The 23193-nt window shown below is 54.0% G+C and carries 21 protein-coding genes and 5 pseudogenes; 13 read left to right on the top strand and 13 right to left on the bottom strand.

Going from position 1 to position 23193, the window contains the following annotated elements; translation table 11 throughout:
- Nucleotides 1–9 precede the first annotated feature (9 nt).
- Nucleotides 10–621, top strand: coding sequence for a DUF3850 domain-containing protein (locus ACTYOL_RS16205; protein ID WP_444756614.1), 612 nt, complete (start codon nucleotides 10–12; stop codon nucleotides 619–621).
- Nucleotides 622–1105: 484 nt separating this feature from the next.
- Here the strand turns inward: ACTYOL_RS16205 and ACTYOL_RS16210 are convergent, their stop codons facing one another.
- On the bottom strand, nucleotides 1106–1405 hold the full coding sequence (locus tag ACTYOL_RS16210; RefSeq protein WP_444756615.1) for a hypothetical protein: 300 nt from the start codon (nucleotides 1403–1405) through the stop codon (nucleotides 1106–1108).
- Between the two features lie 610 nt (nucleotides 1406–2015).
- Between ACTYOL_RS16210 and ACTYOL_RS16215 the strand changes: the two genes are divergently transcribed.
- Nucleotides 2016–2207, top strand: coding sequence for a DUF551 domain-containing protein (locus ACTYOL_RS16215; protein WP_444756616.1), 192 nt, complete (start codon nucleotides 2016–2018; stop codon nucleotides 2205–2207).
- Nucleotides 2204–2602, top strand: coding sequence for a phage protein NinX family protein (locus ACTYOL_RS16220; RefSeq protein WP_444756617.1), 399 nt, complete (start codon nucleotides 2204–2206; stop codon nucleotides 2600–2602). The genes ACTYOL_RS16215 and ACTYOL_RS16220 overlap by 4 nt, the downstream gene beginning before the upstream one ends.
- A gap of 22 nt (nucleotides 2603–2624) precedes the next feature.
- On the opposite strand, the gene ACTYOL_RS16225 is transcribed toward ACTYOL_RS16220, so the two are convergent.
- Nucleotides 2625–3344, bottom strand: coding sequence for a hypothetical protein (locus tag ACTYOL_RS16225; protein ID WP_444756618.1), 720 nt, complete (start codon nucleotides 3342–3344; stop codon nucleotides 2625–2627).
- A 34-nt stretch (nucleotides 3345–3378) separates the two neighbouring features.
- On the opposite strand from ACTYOL_RS16225, the gene ACTYOL_RS16230 reads away from it, so the two are divergent.
- The 4 genes from ACTYOL_RS16230 to ACTYOL_RS16245 all read left to right on the top strand — a co-directional run bounded on the left by ACTYOL_RS16230 (nucleotide 3379) and on the right by ACTYOL_RS16245 (nucleotide 7016).
- Nucleotides 3379–3930 (top strand): hypothetical protein, encoded by a 552-nt coding sequence (locus ACTYOL_RS16230; protein ID WP_444756619.1) that lies wholly within the window; start codon nucleotides 3379–3381, stop codon nucleotides 3928–3930.
- Between the two features lie 37 nt (nucleotides 3931–3967).
- Nucleotides 3968–4180, top strand: coding sequence for a hypothetical protein (locus ACTYOL_RS16235; RefSeq protein ID WP_444756620.1), 213 nt, complete (start codon nucleotides 3968–3970; stop codon nucleotides 4178–4180).
- Complete coding sequence (locus ACTYOL_RS16240) at nucleotides 4180–5286, top strand: tyrosine-type recombinase/integrase (protein ID WP_444756621.1); 1107 nt, start codon at nucleotides 4180–4182, stop codon at nucleotides 5284–5286. The genes ACTYOL_RS16235 and ACTYOL_RS16240 overlap by 1 nt, the downstream gene beginning before the upstream one ends.
- Nucleotides 5287–5609: 323 nt before the next feature.
- Nucleotides 5610–7016: a tyrosine-type recombinase/integrase gene (locus ACTYOL_RS16245; protein WP_444756622.1), complete on the top strand. Its 1407-nt coding sequence runs from the start codon at nucleotides 5610–5612 to the stop codon at nucleotides 7014–7016.
- A 1100-nt stretch (nucleotides 7017–8116) separates the two neighbouring features.
- Here ACTYOL_RS16245 and ACTYOL_RS16250 read toward each other — a convergent pair.
- Both ACTYOL_RS16250 and hglS read right to left on the bottom strand, forming a co-directional pair.
- Complete coding sequence (locus tag ACTYOL_RS16250) at nucleotides 8117–9007, bottom strand: LysR family transcriptional regulator (RefSeq protein ID WP_444756623.1); 891 nt, start codon at nucleotides 9005–9007, stop codon at nucleotides 8117–8119.
- Nucleotides 9008–9116: 109 nt separating this feature from the next.
- Complete coding sequence (hglS, locus tag ACTYOL_RS16255) at nucleotides 9117–10499, bottom strand: 2-oxoadipate dioxygenase/decarboxylase HglS (protein WP_444756624.1); 1383 nt, start codon at nucleotides 10497–10499, stop codon at nucleotides 9117–9119.
- A 353-nt stretch (nucleotides 10500–10852) separates the two neighbouring features.
- Here hglS and ACTYOL_RS16260 point away from each other — a divergent pair, with 353 nt between their 5' ends.
- A complete protein-coding gene (locus ACTYOL_RS16260; RefSeq protein WP_444756625.1) occupies nucleotides 10853–12103 on the top strand; it encodes an MFS transporter in 1251 nt (416 codons plus the stop codon).
- 388 nt (nucleotides 12104–12491) lie between these two features.
- Here the strand turns inward: ACTYOL_RS16260 and ACTYOL_RS16265 are convergent.
- Nucleotides 12492–13104: pseudogene (locus ACTYOL_RS16265) on the bottom strand (IS256 family transposase); the annotation flags it as partial.
- Nucleotides 13105–13477: 373 nt separating this feature from the next.
- Between ACTYOL_RS16265 and ACTYOL_RS16270 the strand changes: the two are divergent.
- Nucleotides 13478–14062, top strand: a pseudogene (locus ACTYOL_RS16270) (transposase); the annotation flags it as partial.
- Nucleotides 14063–14237: 175 nt separating this feature from the next.
- On the opposite strand, the gene ACTYOL_RS16275 reads toward ACTYOL_RS16270, so the two are convergent.
- The 3 genes from ACTYOL_RS16275 to namA all read right to left on the bottom strand — a co-directional run bounded on the left by ACTYOL_RS16275 (nucleotide 14238) and on the right by namA (nucleotide 17539).
- Complete coding sequence (locus ACTYOL_RS16275) at nucleotides 14238–14396, bottom strand: hypothetical protein (RefSeq protein ID WP_444756626.1); 159 nt, start codon at nucleotides 14394–14396, stop codon at nucleotides 14238–14240.
- A 119-nt stretch (nucleotides 14397–14515) separates the two neighbouring features.
- A complete protein-coding gene (locus ACTYOL_RS16280) occupies nucleotides 14516–15763 on the bottom strand; it encodes an MFS transporter (RefSeq protein ID WP_444756627.1) in 1248 nt (415 codons plus the stop codon).
- 732 nt (nucleotides 15764–16495) lie between these two features.
- Entirely contained in the window at nucleotides 16496–17539 is a 1044-nt protein-coding gene (namA, locus tag ACTYOL_RS16285) for an NADPH dehydrogenase NamA (protein WP_444756628.1), read from the bottom strand.
- 114 nt (nucleotides 17540–17653) lie between these two features.
- Here namA and ACTYOL_RS16290 point away from each other — a divergent pair, with 114 nt between their 5' ends.
- A complete protein-coding gene (locus ACTYOL_RS16290) occupies nucleotides 17654–18040 on the top strand; it encodes a winged helix-turn-helix transcriptional regulator (protein ID WP_444756629.1) in 387 nt (128 codons plus the stop codon).
- On the opposite strand, the pseudogene ACTYOL_RS16295 reads toward ACTYOL_RS16290, so the two are convergent.
- The 5 genes and pseudogenes from ACTYOL_RS16295 to tnpB all read right to left on the bottom strand — a co-directional run.
- Nucleotides 18020–18261: pseudogene (locus tag ACTYOL_RS16295) on the bottom strand (hypothetical protein); the annotation flags it as partial. The gene ACTYOL_RS16290 and the pseudogene ACTYOL_RS16295 sit on opposite strands and share 21 nt — an antisense overlap.
- Entirely contained in the window at nucleotides 18189–18455 is a 267-nt protein-coding gene (locus tag ACTYOL_RS16300) for a hypothetical protein (RefSeq protein WP_444758184.1), read from the bottom strand. The gene ACTYOL_RS16300 and the pseudogene ACTYOL_RS16295, both read right to left, overlap by 73 nt.
- A complete protein-coding gene (locus tag ACTYOL_RS16305; protein ID WP_444756630.1) occupies nucleotides 18456–18689 on the bottom strand; it encodes a hypothetical protein in 234 nt (77 codons plus the stop codon).
- 44 nt (nucleotides 18690–18733) lie between these two features.
- Nucleotides 18734–18948 (bottom strand): annotated as a pseudogene (locus ACTYOL_RS16310) (IS66 family transposase); the annotation flags it as partial.
- Nucleotides 18949–18988: 40 nt separating this feature from the next.
- The gene (gene tnpB, locus ACTYOL_RS16315) at nucleotides 18989–19360 is read right to left on the bottom strand and encodes an IS66 family insertion sequence element accessory protein TnpB (RefSeq protein WP_444756631.1); all 372 of its coding nucleotides are present in this window, start codon (nucleotides 19358–19360) and stop codon (nucleotides 18989–18991) included.
- 1036 nt (nucleotides 19361–20396) lie between these two features.
- Between tnpB and ACTYOL_RS16320 the strand changes: the two genes are divergently transcribed.
- From ACTYOL_RS16320 to ACTYOL_RS16330, 3 genes and pseudogenes are all read left to right on the top strand, one after another.
- Nucleotides 20397–21326, top strand: coding sequence for an AraC family transcriptional regulator (locus ACTYOL_RS16320; protein ID WP_444756632.1), 930 nt, complete (start codon nucleotides 20397–20399; stop codon nucleotides 21324–21326).
- 106 nt (nucleotides 21327–21432) lie between these two features.
- Nucleotides 21433–21855, top strand: coding sequence for a lysozyme inhibitor LprI family protein (locus tag ACTYOL_RS16325; protein WP_444756633.1), 423 nt, complete (start codon nucleotides 21433–21435; stop codon nucleotides 21853–21855).
- A 267-nt stretch (nucleotides 21856–22122) separates the two neighbouring features.
- Nucleotides 22123–22803: pseudogene (locus ACTYOL_RS16330) on the top strand (helix-turn-helix domain-containing protein).
- The last annotated feature ends 390 nt before the right edge of the window (nucleotides 22804–23193 follow it).

Here is a 23193-nt window from a genome sequence, read left to right on the forward strand (position 1 = left end):
AGGTATCCCATGCCCACAGAAAACCGATCCAGCAACACAGAGATGGTCAGCGTGCCGCGCGAGCACGAACTGAAGATCCGACAGACCCCGCTGGCTGACCTGCTCAGCGGCCTCAAGACGGGCGAGATCCGGGACTGCTCAGATCGTGAGTTCGCCGTGGGCGACACGGTTCTGCTCCGCGAGATCGATGATGCCCTCGACTACACCGGCACGGTTCTACGCCGGACTATCACCCATGTCCAAAAGCACTATGGCCTGCCGGATCACTTGTGCGTGCTGAGCTACGGCCAGCCAGCCCAGCACCAGGGCGAGCCGGTGGGCGAAGTCGTGGCATTCGGCAAGGGTCTGCATGAGATTGCTTGGGCTGCTGGGCGCATGCCAAGGCTCGGTGCCAAGCTCTACACCCACCCAGCGCCAGCAGATCCTGGCGAGCCTGAGCGGCTGCGAGCTGCTTTGAAGTTCTACGCCGACCGGGACCACTTCGCTGAAGACATTGGCAACGAATGGGACAGCGTGAGCGGCGAGCCCGCGAACATCCTCTGGCACGAACATGAAGCTTGGTTTGTGGAGGATGGCTCGATTGCCAGGGCTGCGTTGTCGGAAAACTCCGAGGCGGGCTAAGGGTGAAAATCGCAGGTCCCTCTGCGATATCGGATCACACTGGCAAGGAAGGCTGATCTCTTTGTCTCAAAAATTTGACCCAAGCGTCGTATGAACTCTGATACCAGCCAACAGCATCATCCCAGTCCACACCGCTCACCTCGCCTTTACCAACCAAGTGCCTAAGCCTGGAATTAGAAGCATCTAGATCAAGTAGGTGCCGATGGGACATGTAGCGAAAATCTTCATTGCTTAGCATTGGACTGGTGTCCTGAAGGGCTGGCTCGAGGATACGTGCCGATGTCCCTATGCCATGATTGTGGCACCAAATCGAGGCGCGCAGTGCGGAATTCCAACAATTCGGACGATTCGGAGGATTAGCATCGAGCACATGTTTACTACATCCCGCAGTAACCTCTCTCCCTCTATTCACTGCCGCGATATCGCAGCCAGTAGGGGCTGGCTCAGTGTCAGAGCCTGTTCCAGCCCCAGGGTGACGACAGCTCTACCCAGCAGACGCTTTGGATGTGACGGCAGGCAAGCCTTCCGTGGCAATCCGGCGCGCCCGCCCGACACCCCAAGCCATAGCACGGGTCATCGACTCGCCAGGACGGGAGTCAAACGCCTCCTCATGCACCGCCATGCCTTGAGGTGCATAAACGCCGATGAACATTTGTGTTTGCCCTGTGCGTGAAAGCCTCACCTGGACATCAATATATGTTCCGTCGTCGAGTGTTTCGTCATGAGTACGGTGGTGAAGCGCTGGATCTGCCCAATCCCAGAACACATTTCCACGAACTCGCATGCCACCCTCCTTCAATCTAGATATCAGATCCATAGGGAGTTCAAAGTAAGGCACGCGACATAAACTTCAAGTGTCCTTTATCGAAAACAATAACTGATCGACAGTCGGCGTAGATACTTATACAAAACTAATTTTTTGTATAAGTTATTGAGGACGACTGTTCGTAACCTTCGATTGCTTCGCTTCCGTTCGAAAGTGACTCCGCAAATTCAATCCATTGATTGAAGGCAGCCCGATGCGCCTCGCACATGGCCTGCCAGCCCGGGCCGCCAAGACGGCCATATGCCACCTGATTCATTGTCGATGATGTAAGCGAATCGAGTTCGCGAAGCAACTTGTATGCGCGGTACCTTCTTTCACGTTCCGGTATGGTCCTGCCCCCCACGATGCACAACAAGGTTTGAGCCTTTCCAAGGCTTCTGCCTGGTAGACCTTCGTGGTCTGCCTTCTTTCCATCAATCCTAACCGTTCCGCCGAATGGCGGCGAGGCGAAGCTATGTCTCAAGCATTTCCATACAAACAACGAGCGCCAGCTCTCCCCGCACGAAACCCAACCCGAACCTACACCCGCTATGGCGCCTGGGCGCTGGATTGATGAGAGGTATGAGCTGTGAGCGAATGGATCAAGTGCAGCGACAGGCTGCCTGAGGAGAATAAAGCGGATTACTTGATCGTCTGCGAGTCCGGCGAAATCGCGCTTTCCGAGTACGTTTACGACGACACCGAAGGGTGGGGATTCTGGTACGACCAGTACGCCACCCATTGGATGCCCCTTCCTTCCCCGCCGAGTGCGCAGCCATGACCGACCTGATCGAAGTGAGGGTATCCAACCTGAGCGGCGCGGCGCTGGACTGGGCGGTGGCCAAGGCTGAGGGCTACACCCAAGACAGCGAGGATCACACCTGCATCATCAGCCCACAGGGCGAGCCCGCTAGTTGTACCGTTCGCGGTGCCGCCTTGGGATATGGCTACCGGCCCTCTACCTGCTGGCTTCAGGGTGGGCCACTGATCGACAAGCATCACGCAAGTGCCCACTACCAGGCTCATCTTTCAGATGCTCAGTTTCGTTACAGCGCGGGCCCAGTCGGTACCGGCTTTTGGTGCTACGGCCCAACACTCCTCATCGCTTTCTGTCGCAGCCTGGTAAAGGCCAAGCTTGGCAATACTGTCCAGGTGCCTAAGGAGCTGATGCCATGATCCCGCCCCTGATGTACATGGACTACCTGATCGACTTTGCAATCCGCCAACCGTCAGTAGGCTCTACCACCATCAATGAGGTGTCCTTATTTAAAAGTAAGATTTTACCGTTGGCTGAATCGACGACGAAGTGAACTTCCGCAAAGCCCTCTTTATAAGCTTTCATCATCTTCGCCCTATTATTATTCGCTAGCTCCTGTGCATCCTCCTGAGCGTTAAAAATTGGAAACCCGACCAATACTGAGTAGCACAGCACAGAAAACAGAACCACATTAAAAATTTTGAATATCACATACCCACTAGATACTGGATGCATGCAATTGGCAGCTGCAACCACTAGGCTCATCAACGTCCAAGACATTAACCAGTAGCTTTTATAAACTGAACCCCACGCACCATTGGAATACTCGTCGTAGAAAATAATTACAGCAAAAATCGCAAAGAAAGGGTAGCAAACAATGCGAGCCATCCAAAGCAAATGCTTCTCGGTTACTACTGAGCTCTGGGTAACGACAACTAAAACCAGCAGTCCGATAGCGCCATATACTGCATTCCAAATCCCCCTAACCACAAACTCAATAAATGTGAAGCCGCTCAAAAACCAACGAGCACCGAAAAATTCTAAATAGGCTGAACTATAAAAATAGCCAGCACAGAAGGCCACCCCTAAAAATAGAACAGAGCAACCCGCTAGTTTACCGAGAAAATCAATCAGATTAGAAAGTTCACCACTATTACCCATAACCTTCCCTGAACCCTTTCATTGAGTGACGCTTATGATCATTGATGACGTCATGACTGACAAGATCACACTACACGGCCTGGGCTTTGTTCAGGTTCAGCTGCAGGGCGATCAGCGCCTGCATGTGTGGCACCCCGAGCTGCCCCGCCGCAGCTGCTTCGAGCACTCGGCAATCCACGACCACCGCTTCAACTTCGTATCGCGGATTTTGGTCGGGAAACAGATCAACCACTGCTACGACATGCGCCGCCTGGATGACGGTGAATTCGTTCTCTATCTGCACGAGGGCGCGCGGCAGGCTCGCGGCGGCAGGCCGTGGAGCCCAGACGGCAGGGCCAACATGGTGCACCACTCGACATGCACCATTGCCGCGGGCGATCTGTATACCACCAGGGCCTACGAGTACCACCGGACCGAGCCGGGCGGTGACGGCCGAGTGGCCACCATCATGCAGAAGCGCGGCGAGTACCCCGCCGGCGCCCACTCCAGCTGCCGTTACGGCGTCCAGCCGGATACGGACTTCGATCGCTACCAATGGCCCGACGCCCGACTCTGGGAAGTCGTGCGTGAAGTGCTGCTGGCCTGACCACCAACCTGCCGCCACCGGCGGCGTGGAGACCATAATGAAGAGAGAACTGATCAAGATCAGCGAGTTCCAGCGCCGGAAATGGGGCGAGAACGGAACGCCACTGTGCGCCCAGGCGATTCGCAATCACCTGCGCAACCGCAAGATTCCTGGCGAGCGGGTTGGAAACATCTGGTACGTGGACTGGGCGGCTTACCAGCGGCTCACCGGCAACAGTCTGGTTGATATGGTGCTGAAAGGAGTGGCGTGATGGTTCCTCGACCCAGGAACAAGGCCAACAGGGGCCTACCCATGAACCTGTACTTTGACGCTCGGAGGGACACGTATCGCTATCGCCGCCCCACCGACGGCAAGTGGTTCCAGTTCGGCGCCGACCGAGGCACGGCAATCGACGCGGCGGCCCAGCTCAACACCACCTTCCTGCGAGGCGGTGATCTGGTGGCCGAGGTCCTTGGCGAAACCACAGTGACGCTGGGGGAGTTCCTGGTCACCTACGAACGCGACGTGCTGCCACCGCGCGAGCTAGCGAAGGCGACCCTTGACCTGTACGCGGTGCGCTTCAAGCAGATCCGTGCCGAGCTGGCCGAAAGACCCATTGACCAGATCACCATCAGGATGATCGCGGAGTTTCTCGAGCCGCTGACGCCCCGCGCCAGTAACCAGGCGCGCGCAATCCTGATTGACCTATTCAACCATGCCGCAGCTAAGGGGCTATGCCCCGACAACCCCGCCTCGAACACGATGCCGAAGCTGGAAAAGAAGCAGCGTAAGCGGCACACAGTGGAAGGCTTGAAAGCGATACGCGAGAAGTCGCCGCGCTGGCTCCAGAACGCGATCGATCTCGCATTGATAACAGCGCAGCGCCGCGGCGATATCCTCGACATGAAGTTCGAGGATGTGCGGGACGGATACCTGTATGTGGTCCAGAGCAAAACCGAGAAGGCTTCGGACTCGGGCTGGCTGAAACTGAAAGTCACCGACCAATTGAGCCAAGTTCTGACCAGATGCCGGGATGACATCCTGTCGCCGTACCTTGTACACCGCCGGCCTGAGCGGAAGAAGAAACGAGAAGGAAAGGATCACTGGACGAAGGTCGATGAGAGATTTCTCACTCGAGCATTCAAGGATGCGAGGGATGCCGCTGGCTGCTATCGCCATCTCAAAGAGGAGGAGATGCCAGGGTTTCATGAGGTGCGTGCCCTCTCCCTTCACTTGTACAAGCGGGCCGGGAAGGACGGTCAGAAGATCGCCGGGCATACCACCGAAGGCATGACCAGAAACTATCAGAAAGGGCACGAAGATGTGGTGTGGTCCGAGGTCGATGCCGACCTGGATATCGGCGAAATCGCCGGATAGTTTTGCGCGCATTTTGCGCGGGTTTTGCGCACGACCGCGCATAAAAAAATCCAGTCACCGCTAAGTGACTGGATTTTCTAGGGATTTTTGGTCGGGACGGAGTGATTCGAACACTCGACCCCTTGCACCCCATGCGGTTAATTATAAGAGTTCAACGGATTTCAATAGCACACAGCAGAATGACTTCAGGCTAGCAACCATAGGGCTTTCAGGCTAATATTTGGTCTAACCCAGTCCAAAGAATTCTACAGAGAGCCACCGCAACGGTAGGGGTATAAGTAGGGGTTTTTTTGAGGCATCCTCCCGCCTGCAAGGGGTAGACAATGGCCAAGATTACCGTCAGGGAATTGGAATCGCTCACCGCTGAAGATCATGGTAGGACCATCCGAGATGATGGAAATCTGCTGGGGAAAGTCATTGCCCGCAGAAAAGGTGTGTCGGTGAGCTTTTACTACCGTTACAAGTGGGAAGGGAAATTCAAAGACTATGCCTGCGGCACATGGGCTAAAAATGGCAGTAAGAGCAAAACCCTTGCCGAGTTACGATCTGAGCACAGAAGAGCAAACCAACTGGTAGCTGAAGGGATTGACCCGTCATCTGCCAAGAAGGCTGCCAAAATCGAAGCCCAAGCAAACCTCTCCGCCACCATTGCGGAAGCCGAACGCTTGGCTGCGGAGAACAAAACAGTAACCGACCTTTTTGAAGAGTGGATGCGCGACGGAGTTTCTCGCTTAGACGGCAACGCAGAACTACGCCGCAGCTTCTCCAAAGACGTACTACCAGCTATTGGCGATAAGCCACTGCGCACCATCGCCGAAAAGGATCTGCTAGGCTTGCTGCGCTCGGTCAAATCTCGTGGTTTAAATCGTACAGTCGTGATCCTCAGCAAAGACATAGGTCAGATGCTGAGATGGGCCGAAAAACGCAAGCCTTGGCGTACTTTGATGGTCGACGGAAACCCCGCCGATCTGGTTGACGTGAAGAAACTGCTTGATCACGACTACCGGGAGCAGCGCGACCGTGTTCTCTCCATTCGCGAGATCCAAGAACTCCAACAGATTTTCACACACCTAGCGCGTGAGTACGACGCCCTACCCGCTGGCCAGAAATACTCCGGCATCCGACCGGTAAATTCTCGTGTGCAATGTGCAGTCTGGATATGTCTCAGCACGCTCTGTCGCATTGGCGAGTTGCTGAAATCCGAATGGCGAAATGTTGACCTGGAGAAAGGTACCTGGTTTATCCCCGCGGAAACTACTAAAGGACACAAAGGCAAACGACAGGACCACCATATATTCCTATCAGCATTCGCACGGAAGCACTTCAAGCGCCTTAGACAAGAAACCGGTCACACCCCTTTCTGCTTCCCCAGCAAGGATGAAAGCAGTCATGTAGATACCAAAACAGTTAGTAAGCTGATCGGGGATCGGCAAAGCTGCTTCAAAAATCGCAGCAAGCCTCTATCCGGTCGCCATCATGACGACTCTCTGGTGCTAGGCCAAGGGAATAAAGGCGAATGGACTCCGCATGATTTGCGTCGAACCGGCGCGACAATTATGCAGGAGTTAGGCGTGCCACTGGAGATCATTGATCGGTGCCAGAATCACTTGCTGGGAGGCTCAAAGGTGCGCCGGCACTATCTGCATTATGACTATGCCAAGGAAAAAAATGAGGCCTGGAATATACTAGGAGAACACCTTGAAAACATACTTCGAGCCACAGCGACTTAATGACAATTAGAAAAAACTTGAAGAACAACGATACTCACCTGCATAAAAATCAAAGGATAACCCCCCAATCAAGATCTGTAAAAATTTAATACACGGCAAGCAATCACCCTTATCGACCGTCCTTTCGTACACAGAAACGCCACTTTACGAAGCCATTCAAGAGCCAGTTCGCCCCCTGTAATCAGAAGCAAGCGCTCCTCACCGCAATTATCACAACACCATCACTACTGTCGTTCTCATATGAATGACGCCTTTCGAGACCTGCTTGTTGTGGCGCACCCTCTGTTGGCGCTTGTGGCTATAATGGGCTGCACCTTAGGGATTCTCCGATCAAGTGAGCACAGGCCACACGACCGGTGCTGAAATAGCCCCCTCTCATCAGTCCGGCCCCTTACTAACCATTACATGTAGTTTATGCTTTATAGAACAGCCACTTATCTAACCCAACTATTTATCGGAGTTTTCTTGCGAAAAAGTCAGTGGCTTTTAGTTTGTGAAAAAGCACGGTAACCATACGGAAACCCCTTCTGTTTGAGCCGCCGTCAGGAAGGGAACTATTAGCTCGGCTGGTGCTTGATCCAGATCTAAGTGTTTGCAGATGCGTGATAGCATAGATTGTGATGGCACAATCCAATCGTTGGGCGAGTCGTCAATGGGAAATGGCTGGCGACTAAATCAGGATAGGGAGACCCCAATTTTGCGTATAAACTATCTCAACCCGCGAGGTGTTCTGGAGGTCGAGCATGCTGCCTTGCGCGAGCTCGAAGCGAAGCTACCCCGTGAATGGGGCGCCACGCAGTATTTCGGTTGGTAATGCGAGGTTCCAAGCAACCACTTGATATCGATTTGCTGTTACTGACGAACAATAGAGTCCTGGTAGTAGAGCTGAAGAACTAGTCCGGCGACATCACGTATTCGTCCGGTCAGTGGTTTCATCGTGGGGCCCCATGTCGTCGCCTGTCGTTACAACAGACAACAGAGATCGGCTGACCCGTGCCGACTTGATCGGAGGTTGCATAGAAGAAAAATTATCCCGCGTTTTTCCATATAACTGAAGACGCTGTAAAGGCAACTTGTGGGTCTTCTGGATGACGTACGCCCTACTCAAGGGCCTGCTCGCACACCCACTCCACGAAGTTCCGAATTTTTAGTGAATCATGACTCTGGGTCGCATAGGCCACATAGTGAGCATCCGGGCTGGGTGCATAGTAGTGCAGGGGAATCAGCAAGGTGCCGCGCTGCAGTTCTTCGGTTACCATGAACCTTGGTACCAGTGCTACGCCCAGCCCTGCGATCGCCGCGCGAATGCACAGATCGAAAGTGTCGAACTGCGGACCGCGGTAGCTGTTTCTGGATGTCATGGACTGGGCGCCCAGCCAGTCATGCCAAGCTTCGGGCCGTGAAACGCACTGCAAGAGCGTGTGGCTGTGGATATCATCGATAGCTTTCAGAGAGCGTTGCTGTAACAACGTAGGGGAGCACACCGGAACGACATCTTCGCGAAACAGCTCAACGCACTGGGCGCCGGGCCAAGTGCCACGGCCGTAAAAGAATGCGACGTCGGCCTTGGATTGTAACAGGTCGAACGGTTCCAGCTCATTGCGTACACTCAGCCGAACATGTGGAAACGCTGCGCTGAATGAAGGAAGTCGCGGGATAAGCCAGCGTGAGCCAAAAGTCGGCTGGGTCGCGATTCTCAGGGTTTCAGCCTGACCATCGAAGGTCAGAATGAAGCGCGTCGAGATGTCGGTCTGGCTAAGGATCTTGCTAACTTCGCTCAGGTACAGTTCGCCTACCGCAGTAAGCTTCAGGCCGCTGCGCAGCCGGTTGAACAAGCGCCGCTGCAACATCTGCTCAAGTTGAGCAACCTGCTTGCTGACAGCGCTCTGCGACAGGTTTAGTTCATGGGCGGCCAGAGTGAAGCTGGCATGACGGGCGGTGGACTCGAAGCACTGCAGCGACATCATGGACGGGAGCAATTTCTTGTGCATGGCTTGCGTACTACACCTGAAACTATGGCCGTGCAGGCCGGTCTAGCCGCCTGAGCCTGAGCCTGAGCCTAGGCGGCTGGGCGGCTGGGCGGCTGGGCGGTCAGCTAATCTATGCGCTGTCTGTCGGGATTTCAAGCGCGCGCAGGCAGGACTCGATGGATTGCGACTGAGCTTGGGCGTACAAGGTCATTTCGTCGGTTACACTCGCGCCTAACGCAGCCTCAAATTGCTTCCGGTTGCCTTGGATCAAGGCGCCGCTCTTGGCACTGCCGCCGAGGTTGGATTGAAAGATGCCTGCAGCGCTGACCGGCAGGAAATCTTCATAGACCAGCGGCTCGAAGCCAACCGCGCCTTGTTCGATCAGAGTTTCCAGGTCAGCCCCATCGGCTAAGGCTGCATTTTTCACGACATATGTGAAGTAAGCGAGCTTCTGCTTGCGCAGAGAGGAGTAGTCGTCCGGAAATTCGGTAAAGACTGTTGTTAGTATTTGCGCATAGTCCTCGGCATTTTCTGCGCTCGGCGCTGCGCCCAGTGTGCGCCTGGCCTTGCTCAACAGATGGTCGTACAACGCTTTGCCCGCAGGGGTCAGCGCCACGCCTCGCTGTTCGATCTCTCCGAAGCGAGCGGTGTGATGCCCTACTGCGTCATCACCATCAGCAAATGTCACCGCCTCCTGCAAGGCCTTGAAGCTTGTCTGGCGCAACAGGATCGGGCACCGGCGAGCCGGTGGTCCTTCAATGACCACCTTGGGGTTCATGCCGCGTGCAAGCATCTCGCTTTGAGCTCGGTCGATATCGAGCGTTCGTGGCGTAAGGTGGTTGATGTGCGGCCCGCGGAATGCCACCACGTCAGCGATCAGCCGGTGCTGCTCATGTAGTGCGCGGTATTGCTCAGCACTCACCGTCGCGCTCTTATGCCAACGGAAGGTTTCCAGCGCCTCCTGGACGAACCTCCTAGCGTCCGCGTCGTTAAGCCCACCTTCACATTCGTGCCGCTCTATGAGCGCCAGCACGCCAGGCGTGAAGATGCTCCGCTCGCGCAGCAATTGGTTGGCCTGCTCACGCAATTTCAGATCTTCGATCAACTCGAGTCGTAGCAACGAGGTGAACACCCTGAACGGATTGGCGCGCAGCGACGCCGCTTCGATCGGCCGGAAGGCGGTGGCGTGCACCGGTACTGCGGCGATGCTGAGGTCGTAGTAGCCCACTGGATACATGCCCATGACTGCGAACAGCCTGCGCATCCCTTGCAGTTCCTCGGCAGTACCGACACGGATCGCGCCATGTCGCTCAACACTCAGGCGCTGCTCTTCACCACTGCGGCGCAATTGGTCTGCGAGCGTGGGCTGGGCGCCCAGGGTTTGGGTGTTAACCTTGGCAATCAGGTCCAGCAAGTCGCCATAGAGTGGCACTTCATGTTTGTACATCGCTGACAGCTCTGTACTGAAAAGCGCACGAATTGTGTCGGGATGCATGAATCGGACGGGGTCCATGGTGAGCCTCCTGGAAAATACAAGGCCTGCATTGATCACGTTGGTGGACTGTCTTGGCAAACGAAATTAGCGAATCGCCGCCATACTTTTTCGCATGACTTACGCCAGAGTCGATCGCGCACCCTAGCAGTAAGGGGGGGGCAGTCTGCGCCGATAAGGTTATTTACAGTGCAACTGGGAGTATTCCTATCAGGAATGCAGGCCAGATATTTTTTCGTTTGCTTGGCAACTGATTTTGCCGCAGGTTGTGACAGCCTTTGGTGGTGGGTCGTGCCCGCCGTCCGCGCTGTTGCTGCAGCGCCGTGTAGTGCCGGAACAGGCACAGCCTACCCAGCTATAACAAGGATAAAAACATGCAAGACCTTAACCCTGCCGGGATCACCACCTCGCCTACCGAGCGGACTTGGATTACAGCCTTCGTGTTTTGTTTCCTTACGATGGTCATCGACGGTGCCGATGTCATGATCCTGGCCTATAGCCTAGCCTCGCTAAAATCGGAGTTCGGCCTGACTGGCCTGCAGGCTGGCATGCTCGGCAGTTGCACCCTGGCGGGCATGGCTGTCGGAGGGATCTACGGTGGTTGGGCGACCGACCGTTTCGGGCGGGTGCGGACAGTCGTTCTCAGCGTCTTGCTGTTCAGCATCGGCACCGGGCTACTGGGCTTTACCGAGAATTACCTGCAATTTGCGATCATTAGAATTGTCTCGGCACTTGGTCTTGGCTCGGTATATGTTGCGTGCAACACCCTGATGGCCGAGTACGTGCCCACCCGGTTCAGAAATACGGTACTTGGCAGCCTGCAAGCAGGTTGGTCCGTCGGATATATCGTCGCAACGCTTCTCGCAGCCTGGATACTGCCTAGTTATGGCTGGCGCACACTGTTCTTCGTAGGTGTCACGCCCGTGATCCTCGCGCTGCTGATGTACAAGATGGTACCGGAACCCTCGACCTGGACACGTTTGCAGAGTACAGAGCGAAAGGCTCGAGCGCTCGCGGAGGGCGGCAAGTACAAGCAAATTTTCACCAACCCCACCGCCGCTAGGATGTTCGTGCTTTGGTCTTTGACCGCAGGCTTGCTGCAATTCGGCAATTACGGTGTCAACAACTGGATGCCCAGTTACCTAGAAACTGAACTGGGCATGGCGTTCAAGCAGATGACCTCGTTCCTGTTCGGCACCTACACGGCTTCGGTTCTAGGCAAGGTTATCGCTGGCATGGCGGCAGATAAGTTCGGGCGCCGTAAGGTATTTGCCGTTGGCTGCTTAGGGACCGCGCTGTTCCTGCCAATCATCGTGCTGTTCAACCAGCCGGAAAATATTCTCTGGCTGCTGATTGTCTTCGGCTTCCTCTATGGTGTTCCCTACAGCGTCAACGCCACCTACATGACCGAAAGCTTCGAAGCCAAGTTCCGCGGCTCCGCAGTTGGTGGTGCTTACAACATCGGGCGTATCGGAGCCGCAGTATCACCGGCAGCTATCGGCTTCTTCGCCAGTCAGGGCTCTATCGGCATCGGCTTCCTGATCGTCGGCGCTGCTTACTTCCTTTGCGGCATGATTCCGCTACTATTTATTCGCGAGAAGCAATTTGACCCTGCTCGCGAATGAGCGCTGTCAGCGAGTAGGGACTTGGCAGAAGGTGCGGTCACGATGCGGTTTGCTCCTTGGTTTTTCCGGCGCAGTGACGCACTCTTCATAGTTGGTCGGTAAGCATTGTGTACCAGGCGAAGGATGGCATCCGCCAGGGGTGGGTCGCTGATCCAGCCATCCTGTGGTCGATGGGCAGTAGAGTTGTCAGGATGGTGGAGCGGTTGTCGGCACGGTCGTAGATCATTTCCAGTAGGTCATGCCGCGTCCCTTCATTTCACCCAGCACTAGCGTGTATGGCCGTGACGGATCAGCACTGGCACGCGGTAGAAAGTCAAGCGCTTTGGCTCTGACGTAGGTGTCGTTATCCAGCGGATTAACGTAGCCCAGCAGGCTTCCCGGGGCATGGTTCAGCTTCGGAAGGTCCAACCCGCATGCCCAATACCTCGCGCCCGCCGTTGGTGTTGACCGCCACGGCAATTATTGCGGCGACCGAGACGATGCGCCCGGCCTCCCGCACCTTGACGTAAGTGGCGTCGATCCACTGGTAAGGCCAGTCGCCTTCCAGAGGGCGATCAAGGAAGGCGTGGACACGCTCATAGATCTCGCCGGCCAGCCGAGACACCTGGCTCTTGGAGATGCCGGTCATGCCCATTGCCTTGACCAGTTCGTCCACTGAACGCGTCGAGACGCCTTGAATGTAGGCTTCCTGGATCACAGCGGCCATGGCCTTCTCGGCAGTACGGCGAGGCTCAAGAAAGCCGGGAAAATAGCTGCCTTGACGCAGTTTCGGGATCTTCAGGTCGACAACGCCAGCGCGGGTTGGTTTGCCAGAGGCGATCACGGTAACCGTTGCGGCTGTTTGTCCGGTCTGGGCTTTTGACATCGAAGCCGGCGCCGCACATGCCTTGGACGTCGAACTCCATCATGCGCTGGGCAACAAACTGGATCATTTGCTTGAGCAGATCGGCGTCTGCCCCTTTCTCAACCAACTCGGTCAATGCGATAGTGGGCTTGGTCATCGTAGTTTCTCTGGTGAGTGTTAGGTCTTCGCAAACTCAACGTTAGCCAAGAACCACGATGACCATCCTCTTTCGCCCGCAGGGCGCCTTCGGCTGGTTCAGTTACACCACTTCCCGGGACACGATCATCTGGGGTGGCTACCACTGGAGAAAATCATCGACGGGTTTGAATATCCAGTTCCCCCAAGGCGCTGAGTGGTCAACTTGATGCTGGCCTGTGGAGTCATCCTCACCGACACTTTGCCGTGCTGACTGGCCTCAGCGGTGCGGGCAAGCCTCAGCCCGCGCGTGGATATGCGCGCAGTCTTTGGCGAAACTTCGACAGCCCGCATGATAGTTTGCTGATAGTGCTTATGCAGCCCGGTTGGCATGCTGGACAGACTTCCTGCGAAGCCTTATGCGACGGGGCTGCGTGGCGTGAAGCTGGTCATATCCGACACCCACGAAGGGCTCAAGGCCGCTGTTTCCAAGGTTTTCAACGCGACTTGGCAGCGCTGCCGCGTCCACTTCATGCGCAACGCCATGGCCCATGTCGGCAAGGGCCAGCGCACCGTGGCGGCGGCACATCTGCGCACGGCTTTCGCACAGGACAGCCGTGCCGAATGCCATCAGCAATGGCGCTTGGTTGCTGACCAACTGCGCGAAAAGTACCCCAAGATCGCCACGTTCATGGACGGCTGCGAGGATGAAGTTTTGGCACACATGGCGTTTCCCAAAGCGCATCGACAGCAATTGCACAGCACCAATCCACTGGAGCGGCTCAACGTGGAGATCAAATGCCACACCGACGTCGTGGGCAACCATCTTTCCCAACGATCCTGCCATCACACGCCTAGTAGGGGCGATGCTGCTGGAGCAGAACGACGAGGGGTGCCTGCAACGGCGATATATGCAGTTGGAGGGCTTTGAATCCGTCAGCGATAATCCACAGGCTAAGCTGTCGGCCGTGATCAACTAAACGGCAAACTAAATGGCCAGAGCCATGATGAGTTACACCACTTCCTGGGACACGACCCTCCAGATGGCTGCCCCCCCCCGGATACGAGCTCCCCGCCTGCGTCCACCTCGGTCGCGGATACGACTGGACTGGAGGGTGTGCTCCGTACACCCGACATCCAGTGAATACGTCGAGCTCATTGCTTGCCACGCTCGGTCAGGCACAAACGCTTCTGCGTATCTAGTTCGACCAACTGTAGGGTGCGCAACCATTTGATCAGGACATTGGGGGCAAAGTCGGATGCCCAACCCAGATTGACCTTTTGCAGAGCCAATACTGTCTGGATGCTGGGCATGGGATTATGCATCTCGACCAGCCCACTGACCGCTTCGACTGGTACAAGCACTTGAGCAAACGCAGTGTTCTCTACAAAGCCAAACGTCAGAGTTTCCTAAGATATGGGTGAGGAATGTGTCACGTTCCGCAGTCGTTTGAGCACTGATTCCTCTGTTCTTTTGCATCAAGGACATCAATGTAGTTCTTGCGGCGTTGGTGGCGAGCTAGTGTCAGGATTAATCCTGTGAGTGCCAGCAGAGCCAACACTGCACCGTAGAAATTGGTAACCTTCAGCAGATCGAGATGTTGGGTCAAATATCCTGCGAATATCGCGGGTAGACTGAAGGCAAGATAGGTTCCGACATGGAAAACCGCCACCAAACCTGCTCGCTGACCTGGCTCAGCCAGAGGCATGACGCTGCTCAGCGCGCCTAGGAATCCGGCCCCGACCCCAACACCGGCGGTCACCGAGCCGAAGAGGAGAACAGCCGCTAAGCCGAGATTGGCGCCGACAAGGATGGCAAGCACTCCGACTACGAGCGCGGCTGCGCCCATGATCAGTACGGTTAGAGCCCTGCGTCGACGCATGATAAGGATGGCAACACCAGCACTCATGGTTAGAGCCGCGACACTTAGGCCACCGAGCCAAACGGAATCTGATCCCGTCACCTGCACTATCAGCGAGGGCATTAACGACAGGTAGAAGCCGGCAAGGGCCCAGACCGCCACATTGATCGGCATGACCGCCAACAATTCAGCCTTGGCGAGTAGCGGAACTGCAAGGCTTGGCCACAATGATCTGAGCGCTCCGGAGCGGCCAATCACTGTTTCGGGTGTGCGCCAAGTTTGCCGCAACTGTACTGAGAAAACGACGAGCAACAGCACAAAAGTCAAATACATTGGGGCCGGGACCAATTGAACCAACGCCGTGGATCCCAGAGCACCAAGGGCCATGCCGGCCATCGGTGCAAGGCTGTTGATCAATGCGCCGCGACTGTGATTTAGATCTATCAAAGAAGCGCCCAAGGCCGCGGAGGCTAGGCCGCTCGCCACACCCTGCAACAATCTGGCCGCAATCAGCCAGCTCGGTCCGTCTTCAGTAAGAAAAAGGCCCATGGCAGCAAGTTGCAGGGCCAGACCAAAGCTAATGACAGGACGGCGGCCAATGTAGTCAGAGAGCCGTCCCGCCATGAGGAGCGTCAAGAGCAAGGCAAATGAGTAGGCACCGAAGATCAGTGTCAGCAATCCCGACGAGAACTGCCACCGCACCTGGTAGAGGCGATAAAGAGGTGTGGGCGCGCTAGCTGCGACGGAATAGGCTACAAGTGTGACCGCATGGATATTTAGCGAGGACGCGACCGGAAGGTTCTTGCCACTACTACTCAATGAGACTATTCCTCGACAAAGGGACTAAACTTTAGGGTTAACGCAAAAGCATTTCGGAGCGGTGCCGACTCGCGTGACCACACTGCTAGACGGCTCCATACCTTGGTGCATATACGACGATCTGGCTCGACGGCAGCCATAAACCGCTGATCTGTGGATAGCTTACGAAAACGGAACTCATCGTTGCTTTGATTGACTCCGGTACCAGAGAAGCTAAGCAGCTACGCTCGGTCGTTGGCACTCACCAAGCACGCCTGAAGATGCCATCGTGACTAGGGGAGATAGCCCAATAGAGCGAAATCACATCGATCCGGTTGGTAATGCATATGAAGGCGAAGCAGCGAACAGTCAGTGCTTTATCTATAAACACCTCGGTAGGATACTTGCGCGAGTATGTTTAAAAATTTAGCTATCTTCCCGAAGGACGAACTGTCACAAGAAACGCTCCCCAGCCCCAGCTCCAGCTCCAGCTCCAGCTCCAGCTCCAGCTTAGCAAGCGAGGGGAAATTATTACTTGGATTCCAGCCGCGCAGGTATTTTATAGTCCAGTATTACTGCATGAAAATCCGCATATTTTCAAGCCTGTGGGATTTGCTGATACAAGAAGACCTGTAAAATTGAACACCTATTACCGCATCAGCAGACGCCGAGATGAAAAGCGCAAGCAGCACTCCCATTAGGCTGGAACCTCAACATCCACCGGCGGTAAATAAATGTGATCAAGAGAACGTGTCAGCTGAGCTTGGTATCTAACCAGGCTGCACCATAGCGAGTGTAAGCCTTAGGAATATCGATGTACTCCTTCAGGTCATCTGCAGCGCTACGAACCCAGAAGGGATCACGCAGCATCTGGCGGCCTACAAAAATCAGGTCAGCTCGGCCATTCTGGAGGATCTCTTCCGCCTGACGACCGTTCTGGATCAAACCTACTGCACTGGTAGCAATTTTCAGCTCCCTTCGAAGCAGTTCAGAGGCCGGCACCTGATAATTCGGAAAGGTTGCCACCTTAACCATCTTGATGCCGCCCGAACTGCAATCGATCAGGTCTACACCTTGCTCTTTCATCCAGAAGCCATATTCAAGAAATGACTCCGGCGTATTTCCGCCCTCAGCATAGTCATTGCTGGAGATCCGTACGAACAGTGGACGATCGCCCCAAACCTGTTTCACCTCATCGATAATTTCGCGCACGAAGCGGTAGCGACGTTTTGCATCACCACCGTACTCATCCGTACGGGTATTGGACAGAGGAGAAAGGAATTCATTCAATAAATACCCGTGTGCGGCATGGATCTCTAGTACGTCAAAGCCAGCTTCTAACGCGCGCCGCGCGGCCTTTCCGAATTCCTTAACCAGTGCAGCAATTTCTTGTATTTCCAGTGCACGGGGAACGGGGCTTTGTTCAGTAAATGGAATTGCTGATGGCGCAACACCGACGACTTTCGGCAAGTCAGCATTCCGGCCAGCATGGCCGAGCTGCGCGCCAACTTTGGCTCCAAAGCCATGGAGCAGCTCAACCAGGCCTCTCAGACCGACAACGTGATCGTCACTCCAGATACCTAGATCGCCCTCGCCAATTCGAGCGTCTTTATCGATTGCGAGGGTCTCAGGAAAAACAAGAGCAGCCAGGCCTTGGGCCCGAGCCCCGTAGTGGACTCGGTGCCAATCGGTAACGAAACCATCGTCGGCAGCCATGTGCATGCACATGGGGGACATGACTACGCGGTTGCGCAGCGCGAGCCCTTTCAACTCAAAAGGGGAAAGCAACAAGCTCATGCGGATGACTCCATCAATTCAAGTGATGGATTTATGCTAAGCTTTACAGACAGATTTCGTAAGTACGCACATTAATGTGCTGTAGGCACATTTTAGGAACCAAGGAGTAGCCCCATGAAGCTCGGTATCCCGCATGGCGAGGTCGAAGCCTTCGCCTGCCCCGTTACCTTTACGGTCGACGTCATCGGCGGAAAGTGGAAGTCACTTATCCTTTTTCACCTGATCGCCCAGAAACGGCGATTTAATGAACTGCGTCGTCTGATGCCAGAAATCACACAGCGTATGCTGACTCTGCAACTAAGAGAGTTGGAGACAGACCGGATCATTCATCGCGAGATATATCGAGAGGTACCGCCAAAGGTGGAGTATTCACTGGCCCCGCTGGGTGAAACTCTAATTCCGCTAATCTCCGCAATGCGTGAGTGGGGCGCGACCCATGAAGAAGTGGTGCTGGAATATCGCCGGAAGGCGTCTGAGCCCCTACCCCACAATGTGGATTAGCGCTAAGTGGGGTAGACAAGTTCGTGTTGTGAGTCGACGCGAGAGTATGCGCGCTTCCGCCAGCCTCACTCGCGGCGAGTAACCGATTGTGTGCATGATCAAACGCCGCCCCCTCTAATTCTATGCTTCCGCCCCCAGTAGTTGGGCATCACCACGAAGCCGGTCGAGGCTGGCGCCACAGTGAATAGATCGCCTTGCGCTGCGCGCCATTGCCCCATTCGGCTATCGAGGCGGTCAGCGCGGCATAGACCTTGCGCTTGCCCAGGAAGAGCCCGACGCACCACTTCACCGACCGCAACTCCTGCACAGGGATGAAACCGACCAGGCGGGTGGCGTCATTTTCCGTCACTTCGCTGAAACGCTCGTCGAACGATGGCGAAACTGCCGAAAAGAACTCGACGTGGCTTTTGGTCACTCATTGCTTGTCAGGGTGGGCGAGAATCTTGCCGTCGGCACTGACCAGAAAGGTATAGTCCATGCCATCGAAGTCCTGTGCATTGATCACCTGCGCCATGCGCTCCAGTTTCAGGTTGCCACTTAGCACGCAGGAGCGGATCGTCGCAGCCTGGGTGATCACCAGATAATCCGTGTCCGCTCCTATCCGGCCCCAGAGATTCTTGCTCAGGTCGGCGAACTCTTGATATGCCACCTCTAAAATATGCCGAACAGAAGTTCTCTTTCTACCTATTTTAACATCGCTAATTGCGGGGCATTGGGATCAACGGTCTGCTCGGACTTGCGACCAACAAGACGGTCGCGCAGAAACTTGATCATCTCCTTTATATTCACGATGTGGAACTCGTAAGCTTCTACCACAGTTTTGTTTGTGCTTGATGCGTTAGCGCATCAAGCAGTATTTTCTTGAACAGAACAGAATCAGAGGGAAGGTTGTCTGGCAATGAAATCATGAGCCAGATTATACCGGTTTAAGCCATCAAACAGGGGGCACTACTTGATGAAGTCGGTTGCACCAAAGATCGAAACCATCGTTAGCCAGTCCAGTTCCTGGACAGCCAGGACTTCGTCGGTTGCATCAGGTAGGGTTGTGAAGCACTTGGGCTCCAGACGCTTGGGCCAGAGACAGAAGTCATTGCATACCCAATACAAGGCCAGGATGCGGTTGCGGTTGCGGTTGCGGTTGCGGTTGCGGTTGCGGTTGCGGTTGCGAGCCTTGTTTAGAGGGACGAAGAGCAAGGGGTCGAACACGACGACTTGGATGTCTAGTTCGACCACGGCAGCGAGGCCGTCAATAGACTTTAAAAAGTCCACAGGACTGAAATAGAGGTACCTCTGTTCGACTTTGCTGTCGGATCGTATCATGGCGGAATCCAGAAAGAAATCGGGACCGCAGCTGGGATTTCAATATTCGGTGGTGTATTTGGGGATGGTGGAGCTGTTACGCCACTCAAGCACTTCCCACAGTAGCTCGCTCTGCACTTTCATATGAAGCGGATCTACGAAGCCATTGCTACTGGCGAGCTATCTGACACTTTATCTGGCGGATCTATTACGCTCAATGACAATGCCGAACGTATGTATTGGCCAATTCGCCGGTAGATCTGCGGGCATGGTTTGCGCTGAATCAACCGGAGGAGAGGACCGGATTCTTGCTTCCAAAGAGCATTAACCAACTCGAGTGCGTAAATCTAAATGCTTATTTGGCTCTGCATGCTAAACAAAACATCTACGAAGCGAACTAGAGAAGATGCATCAGGCCTACGATTCGATCGCTGTGGAGATGACAACCTAAAAACAACAAAAACGCGAATTTGCAGAACAGCTCGACGCAGCTGGGCCAGCGTCCTAGGCGTCCATCAGCTTGCACTACACGGTTATTGGAACCCTGCTGGAGATCTCGCTGGAAAAACGAAAGGCGGCCAACCATGGCCGATGTATAAACCCAGGCAGCGGTAGTAGACACCATCGCCACACTGCTACTCGGTATTGCTGGATTGAGTAAGCACATCATTGACCGGAAATTTTCGCAGGCGCGCCGTCATCTGCGCCTAGGTGAAAAAACCCCAACCCCAAATGGCCAGGCAATGCGATTGTCTGGAAGCATTTTCTCTTCCACTAATTTGATCATATTGCGCAATTACTTGATGTATCCCTGCGTTCCTCCATTTGAGCCCTCGATCGATTCCGCTCCTTCTACTATGTATCGCAGCGAGATTAACCTGCCCACCTCCAGATAAGGACGCGCCATGCTGTCAGACCAAAGGCGCACCCACTTCGCACGAGGAGCATGCACGATCCTATTAGAGTATTGCACAAAACACCAAAAAACACATAAAATAATATGTACGCTAATGCTAGCGCATGGATAATTATAGCGAAATTTCTAGGATTATAAGCTATGAAATCTCCAGATATCACAGATTCAGACCGTCCTTCACAAGAAACCCTATCACGCCAGTTAGCTGCGATCGTGGGACGCTTCGCCCCTATCGATGGAGAGCATCGAACCGCCATTCCATCTTTGACATTCCATCGTTACTCTGCCCCCCTCAAAGAAGAGTCAGCCTTTACTAAGGTTGCACTCATCTTTGCTGCGCAGGGAGCAAAGATAGTCACTGCCGGTGACGCATCCTATAGCTATGACACTCAGCACTGCTTAGTCACATCAATAGACATGCCAGTCATCGGCCGGATAACTCAGGCCAGCGCTGCCGCGCCATATTTGTGCTTCGCGTATGAGATAGACATGCAGAAGGTTGCCGATCTCGTTGCCATGCGAGAACTTCCCCCTCCTGACGAACCAACAACAGGCTTGGGTATCAGCCTGAGCAAATTATCTAAAGATCTTCTAAATGCTGCATATCGCTTGGCTAGCTTGCTCGAAACGCCCAAGCACATTCCCGCGCTGGCACCTTTAATCGAACAAGAAATATTGTATCGACTACTTATGAGCAGCCAAGGCATGCGACTTCGTCATGCACTTATTGCAGATAGTCGAGCATTCAGGGTTAGTAAAGCTGTCGAATGGGTTAAGGATCATTATGATAGTCCAATGCGTATCGAAGATCTGGCGAAGCATGTAAACATGAGCGTTTCGTCATTGCATCATCATTTCAAGGATGCAACAGCACTGAGTCCACTTCAGTACCAAAAGCGCCTACGCCTCCTTGAGGCACGCCGCCTGCTGGTCCAAAGAGCTAGTGATGTTGGCGTAATAGCTTCGACTGTAGGTTATGATAACCTCTCTCAATTCCATCGTGAGTATAAGCGCTTATTTGGAGCACCTCCCATTCAAGATGCAATACGTCTTCGGAGCGACTCCGCTTAAGCCTGACCACAAAGCTCAAATGCTAAACCCATGAAAACCACAAGCCAGCCAATCAAGATAACCAATCACAATCATAGTTAGCCACTGATAACCAATTGAGAACTAAATGCAAATCAATAACTTACTTATACCTCCCTTTCTTCTCGTGACAAGCAGCATATTCGCTGCAGACTCATGCGACAATGTTATCCGCCAGGCGGAAATGAGCAAGTGCGCATACCAAGCCTATCAGGCTGCGGACATAGAAATGAACGCCACTTACCGTGAAATGATGTCACGACTAAAACTAAACAAGCTATCAACACTTACCTCCGTAGAGAAACTAAAATATGCTCAGCGAGCATGGATCAGCTTCCGAGATGCCGAATGTGCATTCGTCGGAACACCTACTGAAAATGGCACGATTAACTCGATGGTAGTGGCTACCTGTCTAACGAAACAGACAAAATCTCGTACAAAGATAATGCGTGGCTATCTGGATTGCCCGGAGGGTGATGCAAGCTGCCCACTCCCCCCGCCACAAAGGTAGCGACGATGAAAATAGAAATCCAGTGGAAATTGTAAGCTCTTTGACCAGCTCACATACTGACCCGAATGAATTTTCTATATAGGCACTCAAACACTATTAGCCTTCATCAAATATAAAAAAGAAATTTAGTACAGCCTCTTGAGCGCCTAAAGCATAAACTTAAGCACCGAGGCAGCCCTTCGCTCACTACCGCTCCTGATGTAGTACCTCAGAATTACCACTGTAAATTTTTGGCTAGTCTCTGTAGAGACTTACTCAACAAGAGCTGTGTATCGACATGGGCGACCATCAACTGTTGTTACCCGTTCTGAAGCCGAAAAAGCGGAGCTGTTATGCCAGGTAAAGCTCTGCAAGGGCGCCCAAGATGCACGCCTGCGCGCCGAGATAATCCTTGCCCGTGCGGATGGCGAGTCAGACAACGATATTGCTCAAGTTTTGGGGACCAGCAAGGATGCAGTGTCGCTGGCGCCCACGCTTCTCAAAGCTGGGATTGCCGGGTTTGAGCGATGCGCTGAGATCAAGCTGCACCTGGAAAAGAACTTCAAGTTCTCCATTGACCCGATGTTTATCGACAAGGTTCGCGGCATCGTTGGGTTTTACTTAAACCCACCCGAGAAAGCGCTTTCGCAGTGCATCCATGAGAAGAGTCAGGCCCATACTTTGAACCGAACGCAACCTGGGTTACCGCGCTCACCAAGCAATCCCAAAATCCGCCCGTATGAATACAAACGGTATGGAACGACCTTATCATTCGCCGCCCTGGATGTGGCAGCCGGTGAAGTCAAGGATCTTGAGGCGCCGATCGAGCACTACCTAGAAACCTACAACCAAAACCCGAAGCCATTTCGGCGGCATAAAAAGGCCGAGGACATCCTTGCCTCAGTCGCCAGCGCGACTTTAAGCACTGGGCAGTTAATTTTTAGCGGCGCTTCTGAAACACCACACTAGTTTTGAACCAAACAAACATGGTAATTGCGGAATGAACCTGTACTCTGCCCCATATGTTAGCCAAATTTTGGCATGCGCGCCCCAAGAGCAATACTCTTCCAAAGAGGGGAATTACGCTGCCACACCCTTGATGCAAAGCATCCCGCCACCCCGAAATAGGGCAGAGAGCATAAGAATATTAAGCTTCCCACATATGCCGCTTTTATTCAGCAAGGGTTACGACCTCATCTAGGACTGCTAAATGCGAGCCTGAAAGGCTACTGATCATACCTTAGGTTGCTGCAGTCGTGGTGATCTGACTTCCAACGCTCTCATCACCTGCGATATCAATGCGCGCTGTTACGCCTACTTCTCTCGAGCGACCGATGCTAATGCCATAAGCGTGCATAG

Origin of the sequence: Pseudomonas sp. A014, assembly GCF_052378495.1 — a bacterium.
GTDB classification, from domain to species: Bacteria; Pseudomonadota; Gammaproteobacteria; order Pseudomonadales; family Pseudomonadaceae; genus Aquipseudomonas; species Aquipseudomonas machongensis.